The organism is Chryseobacterium lactis, assembly GCF_003815875.1.
Classification (GTDB): Bacteria; Bacteroidota; Bacteroidia; order Flavobacteriales; family Weeksellaceae; genus Chryseobacterium; species Chryseobacterium lactis.
Genome location: NZ_CP033924.1, coordinates 1086715 through 1106288 on the forward strand (window position 1 = coordinate 1086715; position 19574 = coordinate 1106288).

At 36.0% G+C, this 19574-nt stretch carries 19 protein-coding genes; 7 read left to right on the forward strand and 12 right to left on the reverse strand.

The window, feature by feature from the left end:
- Window position 1: 1 nt before the first annotated feature.
- Window positions 2-1432 carry a M56 family metallopeptidase gene (locus EG342_RS04695; protein ID WP_103288612.1) on the forward strand — a complete coding sequence of 477 codons (1431 nt, stop codon included), beginning with the start codon at window positions 2-4 and terminating at the stop codon, window positions 1430-1432.
- Window positions 1433-1602: 170 nt separating this feature from the next.
- Window positions 1603-3594, forward strand: a complete 1992-nt coding sequence (gene uvrB / locus EG342_RS04700) for an excinuclease ABC subunit UvrB (protein WP_103288613.1) — start codon at window positions 1603-1605, stop codon at window positions 3592-3594.
- Between the two features lie 52 nt (window positions 3595-3646).
- Here uvrB and EG342_RS04705 read toward each other — a convergent pair whose 3' ends face one another.
- The 4 genes from EG342_RS04705 to EG342_RS04720 all read right to left on the reverse strand — a co-directional run bounded on the left by EG342_RS04705 (window position 3647) and on the right by EG342_RS04720 (window position 6528).
- Window positions 3647-3898 carry a DUF3820 family protein gene (locus tag EG342_RS04705; RefSeq protein ID WP_103288614.1) on the reverse strand — a complete coding sequence of 84 codons (252 nt, stop codon included), beginning with the start codon at window positions 3896-3898 and terminating at the stop codon, window positions 3647-3649.
- Window positions 3899-3910: 12 nt separating this feature from the next.
- Complete coding sequence (locus EG342_RS04710; protein ID WP_103288615.1) at window positions 3911-4990, reverse strand: AI-2E family transporter; 1080 nt, start codon at window positions 4988-4990, stop codon at window positions 3911-3913.
- An 11-nt stretch (window positions 4991-5001) separates the two neighbouring features.
- Window positions 5002-5730 carry a beta-carotene 15,15'-monooxygenase gene (locus EG342_RS04715; RefSeq protein WP_103288616.1) on the reverse strand — a complete coding sequence of 243 codons (729 nt, stop codon included), beginning with the start codon at window positions 5728-5730 and terminating at the stop codon, window positions 5002-5004.
- Between the two features lie 72 nt (window positions 5731-5802).
- A complete protein-coding gene (locus tag EG342_RS04720; protein ID WP_103288617.1) occupies window positions 5803-6528 on the reverse strand; it encodes a hypothetical protein in 726 nt (241 codons plus the stop codon).
- Between the two features lie 44 nt (window positions 6529-6572).
- Between EG342_RS04720 and EG342_RS04725 the strand changes: the two genes are divergently transcribed.
- Both EG342_RS04725 and EG342_RS04730 read left to right on the forward strand, forming a co-directional pair.
- Complete coding sequence (locus tag EG342_RS04725; RefSeq protein ID WP_103288618.1) at window positions 6573-7550, forward strand: aminodeoxychorismate synthase component I; 978 nt, start codon at window positions 6573-6575, stop codon at window positions 7548-7550.
- On the forward strand, window positions 7534-8160 hold the full coding sequence (locus EG342_RS04730) for an aminotransferase class IV (protein WP_103288619.1): 627 nt from the start codon (window positions 7534-7536) through the stop codon (window positions 8158-8160). The genes EG342_RS04725 and EG342_RS04730 overlap by 17 nt, the downstream gene beginning before the upstream one ends.
- A gap of 1 nt (window position 8161) precedes the next feature.
- Here EG342_RS04730 and EG342_RS04735 read toward each other — a convergent pair whose 3' ends face one another.
- The gene (locus EG342_RS04735) at window positions 8162-9808 is read right to left on the reverse strand and encodes a GLUG motif-containing protein (protein ID WP_103288620.1); all 1647 of its coding nucleotides are present in this window, start codon (window positions 9806-9808) and stop codon (window positions 8162-8164) included.
- A 37-nt stretch (window positions 9809-9845) separates the two neighbouring features.
- The gene (gene menD / locus EG342_RS04740) at window positions 9846-11522 is read right to left on the reverse strand and encodes a 2-succinyl-5-enolpyruvyl-6-hydroxy-3-cyclohexene-1-carboxylic-acid synthase (protein ID WP_103288621.1); all 1677 of its coding nucleotides are present in this window, start codon (window positions 11520-11522) and stop codon (window positions 9846-9848) included.
- An 84-nt stretch (window positions 11523-11606) separates the two neighbouring features.
- Here menD and EG342_RS04745 point away from each other — a divergent pair, with 84 nt between their 5' ends.
- Complete coding sequence (locus EG342_RS04745) at window positions 11607-12557, forward strand: isopenicillin N synthase family dioxygenase (protein ID WP_103288622.1); 951 nt, start codon at window positions 11607-11609, stop codon at window positions 12555-12557.
- A gap of 50 nt (window positions 12558-12607) precedes the next feature.
- Here the strand turns inward: EG342_RS04745 and EG342_RS04750 are convergent, their stop codons facing one another.
- Entirely contained in the window at window positions 12608-12880 is a 273-nt protein-coding gene (locus tag EG342_RS04750; protein ID WP_103288623.1) for a hypothetical protein, read from the reverse strand.
- Between the two features lie 228 nt (window positions 12881-13108).
- Between EG342_RS04750 and EG342_RS25070 the strand changes: the two genes are divergently transcribed.
- Entirely contained in the window at window positions 13109-13270 is a 162-nt protein-coding gene (locus EG342_RS25070; protein WP_164465147.1) for a bacteriocin-like protein, read from the forward strand.
- A gap of 372 nt (window positions 13271-13642) precedes the next feature.
- Here EG342_RS25070 and EG342_RS04755 read toward each other — a convergent pair whose 3' ends face one another.
- Together EG342_RS04755 and EG342_RS04760 are read right to left on the reverse strand one after the other, a co-directional pair.
- Complete coding sequence (locus tag EG342_RS04755) at window positions 13643-14689, reverse strand: PA0069 family radical SAM protein (protein WP_103288624.1); 1047 nt, start codon at window positions 14687-14689, stop codon at window positions 13643-13645.
- A gap of 123 nt (window positions 14690-14812) precedes the next feature.
- The gene (locus EG342_RS04760; protein WP_103288625.1) at window positions 14813-15007 is read right to left on the reverse strand and encodes a hypothetical protein; all 195 of its coding nucleotides are present in this window, start codon (window positions 15005-15007) and stop codon (window positions 14813-14815) included.
- 176 nt (window positions 15008-15183) lie between these two features.
- Here EG342_RS04760 and EG342_RS04765 point away from each other — a divergent pair, with 176 nt between their 5' ends.
- A complete protein-coding gene (locus EG342_RS04765) occupies window positions 15184-15534 on the forward strand; it encodes a hypothetical protein (protein WP_103288626.1) in 351 nt (116 codons plus the stop codon).
- A gap of 119 nt (window positions 15535-15653) precedes the next feature.
- Here the strand turns inward: EG342_RS04765 and EG342_RS04770 are convergent, their stop codons facing one another.
- From EG342_RS04770 to EG342_RS04780, 3 genes are all read right to left on the reverse strand, one after another.
- A complete protein-coding gene (locus EG342_RS04770) occupies window positions 15654-18305 on the reverse strand; it encodes a hypothetical protein (RefSeq protein WP_103288627.1) in 2652 nt (883 codons plus the stop codon).
- Window positions 18306-18445: 140 nt separating this feature from the next.
- Window positions 18446-18676, reverse strand: a complete 231-nt coding sequence (locus EG342_RS04775) for a hypothetical protein (RefSeq protein ID WP_123868032.1) — start codon at window positions 18674-18676, stop codon at window positions 18446-18448.
- Window positions 18677-18707: 31 nt separating this feature from the next.
- Window positions 18708-19505, reverse strand: coding sequence for a DUF2797 domain-containing protein (locus tag EG342_RS04780; protein WP_103288629.1), 798 nt, complete (start codon window positions 19503-19505; stop codon window positions 18708-18710).
- Window positions 19506-19574: the final 69 nt, after the last annotated feature.

Here is a 19574-nt window from a genome sequence, read left to right on the forward strand (position 1 = left end):
AATGATACCCATTATTCTAAAAATAATTCTGTGTTCTTCCATTTTCATTGCGGTATACTACCTGTTTCTGGAAAAGGAAAAAATGTATAGGTTTAATCGGTTCTATTTGTTGAGTTCATTGATCCTTTCCTATATAATTCCTTTTATTACGATTACACTCCCTTCCCGGGAAACAGTTTCAAAGCCACGATTGATCATTGAAGAAACAACACAGCAGATTGCAGCCATCCAAACAGGACAATCAAACCTCAATTGGTTGAATATAATAGGACTTATTTACATAATGATTACTTTATTTTTATTGGTTAAAAGTATTGCAGCCATTTTAAAAATTAAAAAGATAAAAGGTGAAAAGCGTTTGTATCAAGATCGGAAAGTCGTACTTACCACAGAAAATCTTTCCCCATTCAGCTTTTGGAATACCATTTATATGGGAAGGAATTATGTAAAAGATAATACAATCGATCCGAGAATATTCCTGCATGAAAAGGGCCATCTTGATCAAAAACATAGCATAGACTTAGTTTTAATAGATTTTTTCAAAATTTTCACCTGGTTCAATCCTGTTATCTTTTTATACAAAAGAGCCATGATCGTCAATCATGAGTTTTTGGCAGATGAAGTCGTTCTACAAGGCAAATTCAATGTAAAAGAGTACCAGAAGCTGATTCTTGAGGAAATTATTAATAATCAGAATCTATCGCTCACCCATTCATTTAATTTTAATAACACTAAAAAACGATTTACCATGATGAACGCTAAAAAAACCAAATTCGGACTGTTGCGAAAAACAGCAGGCATAACAGTTCTCATTACCGCAGCGGCTTTATTTTCTGAAAAGATGTATGCTACCGAAGTAGTACAAACTGGAGAAGAAAATACCTTAACCAAACTCAGAAACGAGAATGTTTCAGAAGTACCTGGAGCAATTCCGGAAATAGCCAATACAAATTCTGTAGCTGAAGCTAATCATGAAAAAGTATTTAATGAAAAAAAAGAAACATTGTCCGAATTAAAAACTGAAAAACTAATAACCATTCCAGATACAATCGCTCCAAAGGCAAAAACAGAAAACAACGAAGGTAAAAACACAAACACTTCTGTAAACTCAAATGCTAACGAAAACATTACACAACCGGAATTTCCCGGCGGACCAAGAGCTTTGAGAGAAAAAATCGGCAAAAATATGAATACAGCTAATCTTACTCTACAAAAAGGGGTTATAAAATCTGTAGCTTATGTTCATATTGATGCCACAGGAAAAACAACGGACATCAAAGTTTCCGGAGACAATGAGCCCCTTAACCGGGAACTCTTAAAAACAATCACAGACATCAGCAATGAGATTACCTGGAAACCTGGAACACAGGATGGAAAAGCAGTAGCCTCGGTATTAAAAATACCTGCAACGATGTCCTTTGAACCCAATTAGAAAAAAGCGCTCAACGAGCGCTTTTTTACTTTTTACCTTTCAGGTTATTTTAAAAAAGGGAATACAATAGTCATAAATACGGTTGAAAATTTATTATCAAAAGATTCAATGTCAAAACATTATCAAGTCTAATAATTTCTTTCGTATTTTTGTTGTATACATTCCTTTCTATGAATTTTAATCTTCAATCAGAATATAAACCCACCGGAGACCAGCCTCAAGCCATCGAAAAATTAACGGAAGGCATTGAGATCGGAGAAAAATACCAGACCCTTCTTGGGGTAACGGGTTCCGGAAAAACCTTTACCGTTGCTAATGTTGTTCAAAATGTTCAGCGACCGACTTTAGTTTTAGCACACAATAAAACCCTGGCAGCCCAGCTTTTCATGGAGTTTAAAGAATTCTTCCCTGAAAATGCGGTTGAATATTTTGTCAGTTACTATGATTATTACCAACCGGAAGCTTATATCGCGACCACAGGAACCTATATTGAAAAAGACCTGAGCATCAATGAAGAAGTTGAAAAATTACGTCTTTCTGCAACAGCCAGCCTTCTTTCAGGGAGAAGAGATGTTTTGATTGTAGCTTCAGTTTCATGTATTTACGGTATCGGAAATCCTACAGAGTTTCATAAATCTCTAATTTCCATAGCTATTGGTGAAAAAGTAACGAGAACAGCCCTTCTTCATTCTTTGGTTAATGCCTTATATGCCAGAACATTAAACGAATTCCAAAGAGGTACATTCCGGGTAAAAGGAGATGTGATTGATGTTTTCCCTGCCTATGCTGATAATGCAATCAGAATCCAGTTTTTCGGAGATGAAATAGAAAAGATCCAAAGTTTCGATCCTGTAACAGGGAATGTGGAGGATAATTTTGATCAAATACAGATCTACCCTGCGAACCTTTTCGTGACGTCAAAAGAGACTTTAAACGGAGCGATCAAGGATATTCAGGATGACATGGTAAAACAGGTAGATTTTTTCAGCTCTATCGGAAAACCTCTGGAAGCAAAAAGACTTCAGGAAAGAACGGAACTTGATCTTGAAATGATTAAAGAATTGGGCTACTGCTCCGGAATTGAGAACTATTCCAGGTATCTGGACGGCAGGTTGCCAGGAACAAGACCTTTCTGCCTGCTTGATTATTTCCCTAAAGACTTTTTAATGGTTATTGACGAAAGCCACGTAACGGTTCCACAGGTTCATGCTATGTATGGAGGCGACCGAAGCAGAAAAGAAGCATTAGTGGAATACGGGTTCAGACTGCCGGCAGCAATGGATAACAGACCTTTAAAGTTTGAAGAATTTGAAGCGATTCAGAATCAGGTTATTTATGTTTCTGCAACTCCTGCCGACTATGAGTTGGAGAAAACCGGAGGCGCCTATATTGAACAAATTATCCGACCTACGGGATTGCTTGATCCAATTATCGAAGTAAGACCTTCTTTAAATCAAATTGATGATTTAATGGAAGAAATTCGAAAGAGATCGGATGCAGACGAAAGGGTTCTTGTCACCACTTTAACAAAAAAAATGGCGGAGGAATTAACGAAATACTTCACCAAATTCGGAATCAGAACGAGATATATTCACTCCGATGTTGAAACCCTGGAACGTATTCAGATTATGCAGGATCTACGTTTGGGGCTATTTGATGTTCTGATTGGGGTAAACCTCTTAAGAGAAGGATTGGATTTACCGGAAGTTTCACTGGTAGCAATTTTAGATGCGGATAAAGAGGGGATGTTGAGAAGCAGAAGATCAATGATCCAGACAGTCGGCCGTGCAGCAAGAAACATTAACGGAAAAGCCATTATGTATGCTGATAAGATTACCAAATCAATGCAGGCCACATTAGATGAAACAGAATATCGTCGCGCCAAGCAAATTCAGTACAATGATGAAAAAGGAGTAAAACCTCAGGCATTAAATAAAAAGATTTCCGAAAATCTTGTGGGCAGAAGCAAAGATTTCCCAGATGAAAAATATACTCAAAAGGAAATTATGCAAAAGGTAGCTGAAACTAAAGCCAGCTATGCAAGTGAAGATATCGAAAAGATGATTGAACAGAAGCAAAAAGAAATGGAAGCCGCAGCCAAGAATCTTGACTTTATCAAAGCAGCCAAATTGAGAGATGAAATTGCCGCTTTAAGAGCATAATTATAGATTATAAATAGTTTCGGCGGCATCTTCGATGCCGCCGAAACTATTGTTATACCCCTTTTTTTAACCTTTCATTCCTTACCGAAGCCTTGATTGGAATCAAAAGATCGGTCAATCCATTTAATTTTATTTCGTAAACGGTTGAAAGCTGCATTCCCAGTTTTCCTTTGGGCATTCCGCTTCGATTAAACCATTCCAGGTAACTTATGGGGAGATCAGCGAGAATGGTACCTTCGTACTTTCCAAAGGGCATTTTCACTAAACAAATTTCTTTTAATATTTCCGGATTGAGTCCTTCCACTTTTTTATCTAATTAAATTAATTTTTCATTCAAATCATTCCGTTCCGGCAGCTCCAGATCAGGAGGTGCATTTTCATCAGAAAATTCATTTCTATATACCTGTATCAGAAGAATAGTCAATGAAATCAGAATAGGTCCGAAAATAAGTCCCATAAAGCCAAACAAATTCATTCCCATGATAATTCCGAAAACGGTATTCAGAGGATGGATATTTTCCAGCTTTTTTAAAAGGGTAAAGCGGAGCAGATTATCTGTAAGACCTACTACAACCACACAGTAAGCGGCCAAACCTAAACCCTGGCCGGTATTTCCTTCAGCAATCATAAAAATACATACCGGAACATATACGATTGCCGTTCCTACAACAGGAATAACTGAAGAGGCTGCTGTAAGCGCAAAAAGCAGAACCGGTCCCGGAGCTCCGAAGATCAGATATCCGATTAATGATACAATTCCCTGTCCTATTGCAACTACAGGAATTCCGATCGCATTGGCCATAATCAACTTCCTCATCTTATCTCCGATTAAAGATACATTAGCTCTCTTTAATGGAGCAGAAGACGTAAGGATTTTTTCAAACAGCCTAGGTTTTTCCAGCATAAAATAAAGAATAAAGTACATTGACATTACCACAGTAAGGGTATTGAATGTACCGCTGAGTGCTGAAGTAGAAACCTTCCCCACAGCATTCTTCAGTTTGCTCATATTTTCCTGGCTCAGAATATCAAACCCTATTTTTGAATAAATATAAGAGTGTATTTTATCTAAAAACACATTGAACTTAGTCATATAAGCCTGAGCATTTCCTAATTTATCAATCAACAGATCGGCGATAAAATAAATCGGAAGGATCAAAATAATAAGACTGGCAAACATTAATAGAAAAGCAGCCAGAGAGGGTTTCCATTTTTTTTCTTCCTGCAGGTAAAAATTGTATTTTCTACAGACTACATAAATGGTAATTGCTCCCAATACGGAAGGAATAAACAATGAAAGATTAAAACAAACCAACCCCGCCAACACCAAAATAATGGCCAGCAAAGACATCTGCTTTATGGCAACACTGCTTATTTGTTTATCTTTATTCATCATCTATTTTTCTTTTATTGTTTGTTGTACATAATTTGTCTCGGTTTTCCTAAAAAAGCACAATAGGTAGAATACATCACTACCATCATAAACGGAGCTGTTAAGATAATCCCTATTCCACAAAGGATAACCCCTGCTAAAGAGATCAGTGCACCAAGGAATCCTGTAAGTAAGAACACTCCATAATTCTCTTTTGCAATATTGAATGATTTGCTTAAAGCTTCAGTGGCAGATGCATTTTCAAATAATAGAATAGGATATCCGATTAACAGGAATGGATACACAAAAATAACAGGGAAAAAGCACAATGCCGCCGCAATGGTAGTAATCAACCCTGAAAGGAAGCTATAAATCAATATGTTTACAAAATTCTGACGATATCCGATAAAAAGATCAGAAAATTCAATCGGGCTTTTAGTATTATATTTATTAACGATGTAGATTAATCCTACATACAAAGGAGCTAATAAAAGCCCAAACAGACCGGAAAAAGTCATATACATAGAAAATCCAGGAGCATTCCAGTAATTAAAATCTCCGCCGCTTTTCATCTCTTCCATCATAGAAGCAGAATTGAATCCGGTAAGGCTTTGGATAATAATTCCTCCGATCAGATAAATGATCATTGCAACAATTCCATAACCAAAAACTCCTTTGTACATTTCAAAGGCATGCGAAATAATGGATCCTGTATCCTTGTTGGGAACAGAACCTTGCTGATCAAATTCGTTAAATTCAGACATAGTTTAAATATTTAATGATTTTACCAAAAATAGCTCTTTTTAGTAAAAAAACATATTAAACATTGATGAAATTTAAACTTTCTCTGAAAAAACAGTTTTGTATAAAGAATAAATCATTGCATTCCAGAAAGGAAATGTAAAGAGCCCTCCTACCAAAAACAATGTAAACCCAATGTATTTAAATAGCACAGCTACAATCACACAAACGATAATTTCAAGGAAATACATCCTAAGTGCTTTAAGATTTAACGAAATTGCTTCAAAAATTCTTTTATTGGTAAAAAACATCAATGGTGCAACGAACACCGTCATTGAAACCCAAAGTACAGCCAGAAATATGGTAGGAATGGTGAATCTATAAATCAGAAACCAGAAGATATAGTAACTCAGGTATTTAAAAAAATTAAGTCCGTTATACCCTGCAAACAGATCTCCCATCTCAATTTTTTCTTTGAGATCCAGCTTTCTGAAAATCTGAAACATTCCTAAGTTCAAAGGGTAAAGAAAAGCCAACGTTCCCCAGATTGCATAGGTAAACATTTGATAGTTTTCCGTAGCACTTAGTTCAGCAATCTTCTCCATATACACCTTTGTTCCCTGTTTAAGGGCTTCAGCCAGTATCTGATTCTGTTCTAATATTCCGTATCTGGCGCCAAAGAAAAACACGGAAGTAAGAAAAATTCCAAAAAAGACCATTGAAAACATCAACTGAAAAACCAGCGTTTTATTCCAGTAAAAAAAGGCCTGCTTCAATATAAAATCAATTCCCGGTTTCTGAGGATATTTACTCTGCATCATAAAAATTTTATGCAAAAGTAAACATCAATAAGTATTTTTGCGGAATGTTTTCAGTGAATCATCAAAAATTTATAGAAATGGACGAGCTTTCTCTTCAGAAAGTCCCCTATTTCTTCGTCATCGATTTTCTTTCAGAGAATGTGGAGATCTACCAGGAACCTGATATTGAAAAATCAGGCTTATTAATTGATTTTCAAGGATTTTCAAACACAAAAAAAGCACCTGATTTAGATAAAAAAGTACATTGGAAATCATTTCCTGAGACGTTGGAAAGCTTTAAAACAGGTTTTGATAAAGTTCAGAAAAATATTCGCTTCGGAAATTCTTATTTGGTCAATTACACCCGAAAAACTGAAATCGAGACGAATTTGAGCCTGGAAGAAATTTTTTATCACTCAAATGCGAAGTACAAGGTTTTTTATAAAGATTTTTTTGTATTTTTTTCACCTGAAACTTTTGTGAAGATCATCGATGGCAAAATTTTGACCTATCCTATGAAAGGAACTATTGATGCTTCGATAGAAAATGCAGCAGAAACATTGAAAAATGACAAAAAGGAAAAGGCAGAACATTATACCGTTGTGGATCTTCTCCGTAATGATCTGAGCATGGTTGCAGATCAGGTAAAAGTTGATCAGTTTCAGCATATAGATTTTATTAAAACCCAACAAAAGGATCTGTATGCAATGAGTTCAGAAATTTCAGGGATATTGAAACCTGAGTTTGATGGAAAAGTAGGAAGCATTATGCAAAAATTGCTGCCTGCCGGATCCATTTTAGGAGCCCCAAAACCAAAAACACTGGAGATTATTCTCGATGCCGAAGGATATGACCGGGGATATTATACAGGAGTATGTGGTTGGTTTGACGGCAAGAATGTTGACAGCTGTGTCATGATACGCTTTATTGAAAAAGAAGGAGATCAACTTTATTTCAAAAGCGGTGGTGGTATTACCCACATGAGTAAATTAGAAGACGAATATCAGGAAATGAAAAACAAAATCTATGTCCCAATTCATTGAAAGCATTAAAGTAGAAGATCAGGAGATTTTTCTATTGGAACTCCATCAGAAACGTGTCAATCAAACATTTTCCCACTTCGGGAAAGAAGATGGTATTGATCTGGCTAAAATCTATAAAAACCTCCAACATAACGAAGACGGGCTTTTCAAGTTAAGAGTTTCCTATGACCTTGATAAAAGAATCAAGACTCAGATGATTCCTTATGCTATTCCTGAAATACAAGATTTCCAGCTGGTAGAAAATAACAGCTACGACTACTCTTTCAAGTTTGAGGACAGAAAGGAACTGGACAAGATGAAAATGAAGGCTAAAGCTGAAGAAATCATCATTGTCAGAAACAATCATATCACTGACACTTCTTTCTCTAACCTTTTGTTCTTAAAAGGTAAAGATTGGTTTACCCCAACTACCTATCTGCTGAACGGAGTACAAAGACAACATCTTTTAAAACATAAAAAAATAAAAGAGGCTGAAATTACTCTACAAAACATAAAGCAATTCAGCCACTTTCAACTCATCAACGCCTTAAATGATTTTGATGATATGTTTATCTATCCGATTGACAGAATTATGAATCTGCCGGGGAATGAAGAATATTTGGATTTATAAATTAATTTTTAATAATCTTTTTTGAATCACGCCCTTTCGTGTATGTAAGATTTATAAAGTAAACCCCTTTATTCAAATAACTGATTTCTACATCGAATTTCTTTGAATTTGGAGCTCCTTCATTAATTAATCTTCCCTGTACATCAGTAATTGAATATTTTAAAACAGGTGCTTCAGATACTATATAAATCTGATTATTAGCTGGTATCGGGTATACTTTCACTTCAGCAGCAGACTTTACAACCGTTTCATTTGTAGATAAAGTACCTGAATTAGGATTCAAGTATGGATAGCCATCATTAATTAAGGGATCAATACTCCATATATTGGAAAAATCCCAGTTAACAAACGTACTTTGAGCTTTCATAGCCTGGGTTGTTCTCGCCCCATCTGTTGAGGTCCAGCCCGATGCATCTGCCACCTGTGATCCGGTAGTTTCATAATCCCAGTAAGCTCTGTCAAATAAAGTTCCCATACCCAATCCCAGTAGTCCCCCATTGGTAGCAGTTCCTCCTAATTGTCCGGTTGCATAACTCATTGTTATAGATGATCCTCCTTGTGAAAAAGAGCCTACCAGTCCGCTGCCTCCCCCAGGCATATTGCTTCTTGAATAACAGTTAAAAACGCTAATTATCTGGTTGCCATCTGATTTTCCAAGCAATCCTCCTTTAACTCCAGCTCCAGTAACAGTTCCTGTCGAATAAGAGAGACTTATACTTGAAAAAGAGCCGGATCCAAATCCATGCCCGGCAATACCTACTAACCCTCCTACAGAACCTCCTCCTAACGCATAGCCGGTAACATTTCCTGTAGCATAACTTCGTGTTACATCACTATACATCCATCCAATAAGACCTCCTGCTTGACTACCATTTACGTTTCCTGTAGCATAACAATCCGAAACTAACTTTGATGCATTTCCGATAAGCCCGCCTGCGGAATCACCGGATACATTTCCCGTTGCATAACAATTGATTACTTTATCAGTAGAACCACCTAGCAGTCCCCCAACGGCGCCACTTCCCGAAACATTCCCGGTTGCATAACAATTTGAGATGACCCCAGCGGCTGATGAAGCCAAGCCTCCGGCAGTAGAACTAGCCTCCACATTTCCTGTCGCATGACAATTGGTAAGGCCATTATACACTATTGCAATAAGACCACCACCATATTTCCTGGCTTTTACAGTTGCTGATGAGCTACAATTATTAACAGTCCCTTTTGTTTCCCCTGCCAGACTTCCTACATACATATCAGCATAAAAAGAACCTCCTACTAAATTGATGTTTTTAAGAGTTCCGGAAGCAGATAAAGACGCAAACATTCCTCCATACATAAAAGAAGATCGGTTAACAACCATACCAATTATTTTGTAACCGCCCCCGTCGTAGATTCCATAGAAAGACGAAGAGCCTCCAATAGTATAAAAACCTCTGCCAAAATCCCACGTAGAAGTGGCCGAAGCATCAATATCTGCGGTTTGTATAAAGTTTTTACCCAATTCCGATGAATGTTCACTTAAATATTTTAAGTCGTCAAGGGTTGAAATTTGATAAGGATTATTAATAGTACCTGCCCCTCCGGAATAATTTTGTCCATAGCTCAGTACACATACCGTGCTTAATAAAAGAAAATAAAGTTTTTTCATGGTTAGCTTTTAAAAAATAAAAGCTCAAAATTAACCATTAATTTTCTTTCATAAAATTAAAATACGCCTTCTGCACATCTGCACTATTCTTCCCATAGGTATTTACTTCCAGGATTTTTGGTTGTGCATCGGGTTTGAAGAAATTCTCCATTACTCTATCTAAGGTAAGCTCATCCTCAACTCTTATATAAGAGAATCCAAAATGTTTAGCCAGATGTTCGGCATTTTTTCGGTGCTTGGTAGCAATAAACTCATCTAAAGTATTAGGATTGGCATTTCCGGGTCCCGGAATGATTTTAAAAATATTTCCTTCCCCGTTATTAAAGATCATAATTCTTACAAATGGAGGAATATATTGGTTCCAAAGTCCGTTGATATCATAAAAGAAACCTAAATCTCCTGTAATCAGCAACGTAGGATTGGCATTTTTGATGGCAAATCCCATGGCTGTAGAAGTAGAACCGTCAATTCCGCTGGTTCCACGGTTGCAGTATACTTTGTTTTTACCAAAATCAAACAGTTGTGCATATCGGATTGCTGAAGAATTCGCAAAATGAATATTGTAGTTTTCCGGAATAGTCTGTGAAGCTTTATTGAAAAAATAAAAATCTGAGAACTCCACCGTATTTAAAAACTGCTGGTGTCTGGCATCTTTTTTATCTCTTAAAACATCCCAGAGATTGTAGTAAGGCCTTGGCTCTAAATTAATATGTTTCAATAATTTAGAAAAGAAAACTTCAGGTTTAAGCTCAATTTTCTCTGTCAAGGAGAAATAGGTATCAGGCTGCCACACTTCATCCAAATGCCAGTGCTGCTTTGGTCTTGCACTTCTTAAAAACTGCTTTACTTTCTTGGACACTACATTCTGCCCCACTGTAATCAGTAAGTCAGGAGCATAGGTCTTAAAATCTGCCTCTGTAAAGTTGAAAATATAACGATCAATATGTCTGAAAAACTTCTCGTGATACAGATTGGAATTGGCTTCACTCAACACAACAACAGAGTGATTCTTAATCAATTGAGTCAACTGATTTTCCAGTTCAGGGCTGTAATCTCTCGTTCCCACCAGAATCATTATTCTTTGAGAAGTGTGCCAGTCTGCAATCAGATTGGATGGAATGTCATATTCTTTATGTCTGATCGTCTTCTCCACCGTAGGAAAAGTAGGAAGCTCAGAAACCAGTTCGTATAAAGGTTCCTCTAAAGGGATATTGATATGTATCGGTCCCTGCTTTTCAAAACAGAGTTCGATCGCCTTTTTTATAGTATCAAAATTAATCTCTTCAGCATGCTCTTTACTGTCTTCCAAAAGCTGGAAGTCACCATAAGAGTGCTGATGAAAAACATCCTTCTGTCTGATCGTTTGACCATCGAAAATATCTACATAATCGGTAGGTCTGTCAGCAGTAAGTACCAAGAGTGGAATATTCTGATAAAACGCTTCTGTAATCGCAGGATAGTAATTAACTACCGCTGAACCACTGGTGCATGTAATCGCTACCGGCTTCTTCTCACTTATTGCCATTCCCATTGCTACGAAAGCAGCACTTCTCTCATCTACAATACTGAAACAGTTAAAGTTATCCATTTCTGAAAAGTGAATCGCCAAAGGAGCATTCCTTGATCCCGGAGAAATTACAATGTCTGCAATTCCGTACTGCTGAAGAAGATGTGCGAGTATTTGGATACTTCTCTTAGAAGAATATTTTTTCATACAGCAAATTTAACTTATAAATAATGATTTTAAAATCATTTAATTTAAAAAAAATGTAATTTTGCTATTCGTAAATTTCTAAAAATGGACAAAATACCTAGTGTAGACCTGCGTGATTTCCTTTCGGACAACCCGGAACGCAAACAGAAATTTGTAAATGAAATCGGAAAAGCTTATGAAGAAATTGGTTTTGTAGCCCTAAAAGGCCACTTTCTTGATGACACCCTTGTAGATGATTTGTATGGAGAGGTAAAAAACTTTTTTGAACAACCAGTGGAAACGAAACGAAAGTATGAGATTCCAGGAATTGGTGGCCAGAGAGGGTATGTAGGCTTTGGTAAAGAAACCGCAAAAGGTTTCAAAAAAGGAGACTTAAAAGAATTTTGGCATTTTGGACAGTACCTGTCTGATGATTCAAAATACAAAACAGAGTATCCTGACAATGTAATCGTTGAAGAACTTCCGAAATTCAACGAAGTAGGTAAAGAAGCTTTCCAAATGCTTGAAAAAACAGGACAGTATGTTTTAAGAGCCTTAGCCCTTCACCTTGGTTTAGATGAGTTTTATTTTGACGACAAGATCGCAGAAGGAAATTCTATCTTAAGACCTATTCATTACCCACCTATTACTGAAGAACCGGATGATGCGGTGAGAGCAGCAGCACATGGAGATATCAACCTTATTACTCTTCTTATGGGTGCTCAGGGTAAAGGTCTTCAGGTTCAGAACCATAATGGAGAATGGATTGACGCTATTGCTGAACCGGATGAATTGATGATCAACGTTGGAGATATGTTATCAAGACACACCAACAACAAATTGAAATCTACGATCCACAGAGTGGTAAACCCACCAAGAGAATTGTGGAGTACTTCAAGATTTTCAATTCCTTTCTTTATGCACCCAATCAGCGGAATGTCTTTAAATGCTCTTGACAACTGTGTAGATGAAAACAATCCGAAATTGTATGAAGACACAACAGCAGGAGAATTCTTACATGAAAGACTTATAGAATTAGGTTTAATTAAGAAATAATCATAGAATAGTCAGTAATTAAATTACTGACTATTTTTTTATCCTCTATTTTATCCTGTAATACAGTAAAACTCCGGACAAGGAGTCGATTGAGTGACAGTTCCCCAAGGACAAATACAGGTGTAGGTATCTCCACCTCCCCCAGGAGTTCCACCGCCACCGGGTTCTCCGATATAAGGAACACATTTTCCGCCGGCACAGATATATCCGGCTGCACAGCCTCCCGTTCCCGGCCCTTCTCCTTCAAAGCAATACGCAGGACCTACGCCACCCACAATCATTTTCTTTTGTTCATCTCTGGAAAGTCTCTTTAAATTTTTCATAGTTTTTTGGTTTTTGGTTTTTTCCTACTCTATAAGCTTTTCGGATATCGCTTGCTTAAAAATAAAATTTATTTCATTAATATTCAAATATTTACCAAAAATATTTGTCATTTCCAATAGTTTTACTCAAAGGTTTTATAAATTTTTATTTTTCACCTACCTCATTTGATTTAGTTAAAAATATTTTAATTACTTTTGTTTTACTATCAAATTTTTAATTAAAACAGTATGAAAAATTTAAAAAAACTAAGAAAAGACCAATTAAAAGGAATTTCTGGTGGCACTAAACTTCCTGAGCCAGATTTCTGCATGTACTATTGCAACGGAGTTGTAATTTGTGCAGGCTGCAGTGATGACTTCAAATGTCCTGACACGAATAGTGATATGTAAGATTTGAAATCAAAATGTAATAAATGAGCCGTTTCTTCTTGAAACGGTTTTTTATTTGTGACAAGTCTTGATATCAACCCATAATAGGTTAATAATATTTTGATTATCTTTAACTTACAATCAAATTAAAACAATATGAAAAATCTAAAAAACTAAGAAAAGACCAATTGAAAACGATTTCAGGAGGAATCAGCTATCCCTTTCCGGGAGAATGCTTTTACGTATGCAGTGACGGAATACAATACAGGGCATTATGTCGCCTCGAATTTATTTGTCCTGACGGAGAACAACCGATTATTTACTAAAATAAAATGGATTTATGACAAAACCGTTCTTGTGAGAACGGTTTTTATATTTAAAGAGAACTGTCACTTAGTCAAATAATCGCAATTGCTGATCGCGGCTTCCGGTAAAATTGGCCGTTAATAGTTTTGGAAATTCTTTTCCTTCAAAAAATTTCTTTTTCCCGATTTTAAAAGTAGTGTGAATCATTTCTGCAATATTACCCTCCCCTTTCTGTCTTTCAAAATATCTTTTATCTCCCAGCTTACCTCCTCGCATAGAACGGATTAAATTCAGCACTTTCTGAGCTCTGTCGGGGAAATGTGCTTCAATCCAGTTGACAAATACAGGCTCAACAGTATCATTTAATCGTACCAGAGTATACCCAAACCCAAGGGCACCTGCGTCTGAAATGGCTTTCAGAATGTTTAAAGGTTCATCGCTGTTAAGCCCGGGAATAATGGGTGCAACCATTACATGCACAGGGATTTTATTTTCGGACAGAATTTCTATCGCCTTTAATTTATTGTTGGCAGAACTTGTTCTGGGTTCCATTTTCCTTCTCAGATCTTCATTAATAGTCGGAATGCTTAGGGAAACAGAAACAAGATTTTGTTCGGCCATTGGTTTTAGAATATCGAGATCTCTCAAAACCAGCGCATTTTTTGTCAGCACATTGACAGGGTGTCTGTAATCAAGACAAACCTGCAGTATTTTCCTTGTAATTTCAAATTGTCTTTCGGCAGGCTGATAGCAATCGGTATTTCCGGAGAGTAAAATGGGAGCGGCTTTATAACCTCTTTTTTGAAAAAACTTCTCCAGTAATTCCGGAGCATTTTTTTTCACCATGATTTTTCTTTCAAAATCAATTCCGGCGCTATACCCCCAGTATTCATGTGTGGGCCTTGCGAAACAATAGGAACAACCATGCTCACATCCCTGGTAAGGATTCATGGAGTATTCCATCGGAAGGTCTTCGCTTTTAACCTGATTAACTATCGTTTTTGGAAAAACCTCGGTAAAAGAAGTCTTTACCGCTTCGAAATCTTCATCTTCAGGCTCATAGGTATACCTGTCGAAACGATTGATAACGTTTCGCTGTGCTCCCTGACCTTTTATGAAATTTTCGTTTGACATGCTGATGTAAAATTATAATGCTTTTTCCATAAAGTAATGATTTTTAACACTAAAGTTTTCCACAGAAAAAATCCAACACTTTCAAAAGTGTTGGATTTAAACATAATTAAATATATTTTTTTACTACTTCAGCGCGTAAAATTCCACTCCGTGGTGTTCATCGTCGTGGCCGTTTTCATCAAAGTGTCTGTGATAATCCGAATAGGTATCACTATATTTTTTATCTTTTTTAGTCAATATCTTTTTTAGTCCAATTAAACTTAATACTGCCAAAAGACCAACTCCTCCTGCCAGTAAAACTCCAACTTCTTTTTTCATATTTTCTCTGATTTATTAGTGATACCATTGCAAAAAGTATACCTATTTTATTTTTTCAAATTATAAATTTTGTTAACATTAAACTTTATTTTTATGGAAATTATAATCTGTTATTTTTCTTTATATTTAGAAAATGCAATGGTTTAATTATTGCACTTACAAACAAAAATAGTATTATGGAAAATCCGGAAAACATCGACAGAATGACCACCTTAAGTCAAGTCATGAAAACGCTAGCCGAAAGAGGGATACACAGGGAATTCAGAATGAATGACCGTTGCGAGATGAAGTTCGAAAACTCTGAAAAAATTTATCAACCAACCGAATTAACCATCTTAAAAACATACCGTTTTGAGGGTGACAGTAATCCTGATGATAATGCAGTATTGTATGTGCTAAAAGACGATGCGGGAAACAGAGGAATGATCATTGATTCTTATGGTGCAGACAGCAATTACCCCGGTCAGGAGTTCGATGAATTCTTAAGAAAAATACCTGTCCTGGACAGTGATGAATTCAATTTCTAAAACACTTTATCAGATATTGATTTTTTAAACCATTAAAGGCTATTTAGGTTAAATTAATTTTAACCATCTCCACAAATACATTGAGGTTACCTACTAATGGCTTTTGATGGTTTAAAGAATTATTCTGTGTCAGATTTTTCTTTCTTTTTAAAGATTTTATTTAAAAATCCTTTCTTTTCCTTTTTCTCTTCCTCAGGTTTTAGAGCTACTTTGCTTTTAATCTCCTGCTTTATTTCCTTCACAGACTGTTTCATCTCCTTCACATTGGAAACGGCATTTTTCACTTTCTTTTCTGTTTTTTCTACATTTTTCCCAATCAGAGTTTTCTTTAATCCCTGTTCAATTCCTTTCCAGAAAAGGTTGAAAAATGACTTGGTAGGATCACGTTCTACATTTTCCACCGCAACTGATTCAGGGAAACTACCGGAATCCGATTTCAGGAAAACATTGACAACAGCAGTCAGAAAACCTTTCTTTTCATGATTGTGCTTATCTAAGACTGCAATCTTTAAATCTTTATGTTTCATGTTAAATGTTCCATGTAAACCGGAAGGGTTTCCTTTAAAATTAAAGAGCATTTCCTGAATTGTCCCTGCCGTAGCGGTCACGTGAAGATAAGGTCTGATAAACGGATTGATCCCGCTGGCCGGAAGATTGGTTGTTTTTCCGGAAATTCCAAAGGCGTCTTTTTGATCCGCAACGTCAAAGTTCCAGTTCACAGAAAGTGGCGCCAGATTCATAAATGAGCAGTTGATTTTAATGTCAACTTTGGTAGGCTTCCCTTTGGTTTTGGCAGAGTTCAGATTTTTCACATGCATATTGAAGTTACTGAATGTCAGCTTCCCAGGACCCATACTTTCGGGTGTATCTTCTTCGTATACTAAAACTGAATTCTTCAGATCCATATTCGCAACAGTCATCGGAATCTTAATGGAACGAAGCATTTTTGAGTATAAAGCCTTTATTTTCGGATCATCTTTAGGGATTTTACTCCTGAAAATATTAGCGTCGGCAGATTGAATCGTTACTTGGGAAGCATTGATAAATTTATTCTTCGAAAATACATCCCAGCTTCCTTCTGCAGTTATTTGCCCTGCCTTCAAATCATATAAATCCCTTTCAACGGGTATCATTTTGATAAACTGTGCCCTCGAAACGAGGGGCTTCATCGCAAAATTATTAATCTGAATCTTATTTTTATTCAATTTTAAAAGCCCAAGGCTCATATTGTAAAACTGAGTTTTATAGGCAAAATTCCGGGTAGTTAAAAAATAATCTTTAACATCAAATGAAAGTCCCTGTTTATTGGGATCAGGAGCTATTTTAATATCGTTAACCGTTGCATTCAAATCATGAAAAGCCAATGGCTCTTTTCCTTTATCATATGTAATATTGGAGTTTTTTAAGGAGACTTTTCTTACAATCACAGAATGAATAATTCCTGGTTCAGAATTCTTGCTTTGTTTATTTTCTCCTGCTTTGATGGTTCCGTTTAGATTTTCGACAAGAACATCTTTAAGATCCAGCACCAGTTTTTTATCTACAAAGTCAAGTTTATTAATGTTAAAAGCGACATGATTGGTTTTTAAATCCATTGTCGTTTTACCAACGGAGGGAGATCCCGGACTAAGAGAAATATTGTTGATTTCACAATTTGTAGGTTTTAAAGCAATACTTCCAATGTTTATATTTTGATGATCAGAATATGCTATGTCTTTTCCTGAAAATGTAAAATCTTTATATCCTACAGGAATAATCTGCTCCGAAGTTTCCTTACTGAACAAGAGTTTGTTGATTTTTACATTAAGATTTCCTGCTGATAAAAGCTTGCTCCCGTCCGGCTTGTTTACCTGAACTACAGCATTATTAACTTTTATATTTTCAAGATCAATTTCAAAATCGGATTTTCTTTCTGTTTTTTTTGATTTTATTCCCGTTTTATAAATGGTAAGAACAGGATTTTGAAAATCAGCATTCGCAAGGGAAACTTTATTTTTAGTCAAAACAATATCCTTGAAATCCATCTTGGGAATGGCAAATTCAAATAGCTGAGTCTTTTTGGGAAAGAACTTTTTAAATTGATTAAAAGACAAAAGAGGAATCAGCTTGAAATTTTCAACAGACATTTGCCCGTTTTCGGTATCAATTGAATGGATGGTAATGGCATACTCCTCTTTCGGACGAAAGAAAAAATCCTTCCCATTAATGCTATAGTGATCAAAAACAACTGGTAATTTATCTTCCACAGACTCTTCCGTCATCTGTAGATTCTCTACAAACAAATTGAGTTGTTGTACCGATAAAAATTTCTGTTTGGTGTGTTTGAAAATAGCAATCTTTCCATTATTAATGTGAATATTTTCAAACAAAAGCGGATTTCTTTTTTTTCCTGTTTTACGGTCTACAGGTTTGGCCAGAATTATATTCAGATTCGGTTTGGCGAGTAAGAGATCAGAAGAGCTTATCGTTTTATTAAAAATAGCGTCATAAATACCAAAACGATTGATTTTCAATGTATCAATTGTTCCCTGCAAACCAATAACATTGGTATTCTGAGGATTTTTATTATTGACTGTAATCCCTGTAGCCCAGATATTTCCCGTTCCTAAATCCACATCAAGGGTTTTGTAGGAAACTTTGTAATCCGTATTCTTTTTGATATAACCCGGAAGTTGAGTTTTAAGCCATAGATTCAGCCCGAAATTCGCAGCAAGGATAATTCCTGCCACAATCCCGAAACCTATTAATGTTCTTTTAACCCATTTGTTCATATTGGTTTATTTTGAAAATGCTCTTTATCAGTTTTCTTTTCTAAAGTTATTGAAGAACCGGAGAAAAAACAAATAGAATTGTCAAAAAATAAAGCTCCTGCAAAAACAAGAGCCTTTTATATTTGATTATTGCAGCTGTTTTAATCTAAATTTTTCGATTTCAACGTTCCTCTGTTAAAATAGTTGGTCACAAAAATAGCCAAAGACATTACAAAAGATTTTATAAATGACCAAAACAGCAAATGGTTAATATCTGTTTTTGATAAATTTTGTCCATTGTCACTCTTCGCGGTATTCAGTTCAAACACAAAAATAATGATGCTCATTACAAAAACCACCAGCAAGAATGCACCTATTCTTCTTATTTTCATGCCCCTTATTAGTTTTATTAGTTTAATGCCTTTAATTATTAATTCCCAATTCAATCACATATCCTTCATGTCCTCGTACATTGATGAAATTCCCCCCTTCAAAACCAAGATACTGCCCTTTAATTCCTCTTAGTATTCCTGTAAACTCAGGTTTCTTATCCAACGTAAAGGAAGATACTTTTTCAGGCTTTTCAAAAGGATAATCAAACATCCAAAGTTCTTCTCCTTCACTATAAAACTTCTGGAAGTCCTCAGGGAAATGTTCTTTGATTTTCTGTCTGAAATCTGCAAGATCAACCTCTCCTTCAAAATCATCCTGAAGCATCTTTCTCCAGTTTGTTTTATCTGCAAGATGTTCTTTTAATGCAACTTCTATCATTCCCGCTTCATACCTGTTTTCAGTTCTTGCAATGGGCAAGGCAAAAGTAGCTCCCTGATCGATCCATCTTGTAGGAATCTGAGTATTTCTGGTGACTCCTACTTTTACATCTCCGGTATAAGCCAAATAAACGGTATGTGGCTGAAGCTGGATTTGTTGTTCTACTTCCAGATCACGCTCAGCGACCCCTAAATGCGCTGTAGAAAGCTCCGGGCGGATAATTGTATCACTGGCATACGGACTTTCGAAAAAACAATTTTTACAGAAACCCATCCTGTAAATAGGTTTATTTTCGTTACAGTTTACACATTGAAACCCTACATGCTTTATGCTTAACTCCTTACCAAACAGCTCATTCATATGGATCAGATCCCCTGAAAGATTAAGATAGTATTGAATTGGCTTCGCATCATAGCTCGTCATTTTTAAAATTTGCCCTTGAAACTGCATATTATATTTGTATTACTTTTTTAAGTAAATTTAATGATTATATTTTTCAAATAGTAAAATTTATATTTT